Genomic DNA, 1,527 nt, shown 5'->3' with positions numbered 1-1,527 from the left:
CTGATATGTAGGTCTTCCTGTCAAGTGTGCAGGGTGAAGCGGGGGCATCCACTGGCCGGTGGGTGCCCCCGCTTCGGCGTTTGCGGGGTGCTTCTCGGGGTTGGCGTGTCTGTTCGACGCGTGGTCAGTCTGATATTCGCGGGTTGGTTACCGCATGACGCTGTTTCCGGTGGGAGGAGCGGAGCTTGTCTGAGATCGAGCGTCACCCGCTGGGGGCTGCTCACAGCCCTTGCGCTGGTCTCCTCCTCACGCTGCGCCCCGAGAGGCTCTGGATCGCCCGTGAACGCGGTCTATGAAGTTATGTCTCCATCGTCGCCAGCGACCAGCACCAGCCGGCCAGTTCCCGGGCGATCGCGGTGGTCGCGACGGTGTGGGGCTTGTGGTGGGCAGCCAGGGTCATCCAACGGCGGTGCAGGCGCCGGTTGCCCTGGTCGGCCCGCTCGGCGATGACCGCGGGGACTCTCGCCCAGTCCTTCTGCAAGGTCGATCCGGGCTGGTATCTCGCTTTGTGCTGCCAGGCGGATTCCACAAGCAGCCGGCGGGCGTGGGAGTTGCCGGTGCGGGTGATCCCACCGAGCGACCGGGACTGGCCGGAGGAGTGCTCCGAGGGGACCAAGCCGAGGAACGCGGCGATGTTCTTGCCGGTGAAACGCTCCCAATCCCCGATCTCGACCGCCAGCGCGAAGGCGGTCAGGGTGGAGATGCCGCGCAGGCAGGACAGCCGGTGCGTGGTCTCGGTGAATTCGCTGTTCTCTGCCAGCTCGAGGATCGTCTCGTTGAGTCGGTCCCGCCGGGCCCGGCCGTGGTGGACGGCGTCGTAGGCGTCATCGAACGCGGCCAGCGTCCCGGTCCCGGAGCTTGTCAGCTCGTCACGACGAATCCCTCGCATCCACGCGTCATGGGTCGGGCCCCAGGCCGTCTTCCCGGGGAACACGTAACCATGGCGCAGCAACAGCTTCCCCAGTCGGTGCCTGGAGGTCATCAGGTCCCGGCGGGCATCGTCCCGGGAACGGACCAGGTCACGGGCGGATTCCTCGCTCCGGGTGGGGATGCGGACGGCGATGATGTCCCCGGCCCGGTCCAGACGGGCCAGCAGCATCGCGTCGTTGCGGTCGGTCTTGACCCGATCACCGGGGGCCCGGATCAGTTTCGACGGCGCCGCGACCTGGACGAGATATCCCGCCTCGAGCAGGGTCCGGGCGAGCCCGAACCCCGTGGGGCCGGCCTCGTAGGTGATACGTAAGGGTCCGTGGTCGCGGTCCAGATCGGTGACGAACTCGCTGATCACCACGGGGTCGTTGGGCAGCTTCTTCCGGATCAGCTCGCCAGTGGCTCCGTCGATCGCGGCGGCGACCACGCTGCGAGCATGGACATCCAATCCCAGGCTTGTAGTCTCGGTAAACACCAGGGCCTCCTATGAATGTGCGCACCCGGCCGCCCATCGACCAGGTGATCCACGAGTCTTCATAGCGGGGCCCTGGGCCACAAGACCCGACCCAGCGACTCCGCCACCCCCATAGCGTCTGA

Annotated in this window: 1 protein-coding gene; it reads right to left on the bottom strand. The window is 67.2% G+C overall.

Translation table 11 applies throughout. The features are described 5' to 3' along the window. Positions 1-298 precede the first annotated feature (298 nt). Positions 299-1,405, bottom strand: coding sequence for an IS110 family RNA-guided transposase (locus tag ACHUEU_RS16450; RefSeq protein ID WP_394217163.1), 1,107 nt, complete (start codon positions 1,403-1,405; stop codon positions 299-301). Positions 1,406-1,527: the final 122 nt, after the last annotated feature.

The organism is Brachybacterium vulturis (assembly GCF_043641765.1).
Taxonomy (GTDB): Bacteria; Actinomycetota; Actinomycetes; order Actinomycetales; family Dermabacteraceae; genus Brachybacterium; species Brachybacterium vulturis_A.
The sequence above is the reverse complement of the archived record's forward strand: the minus strand, read 5'-3'. Positions and strand labels throughout refer to the sequence as shown.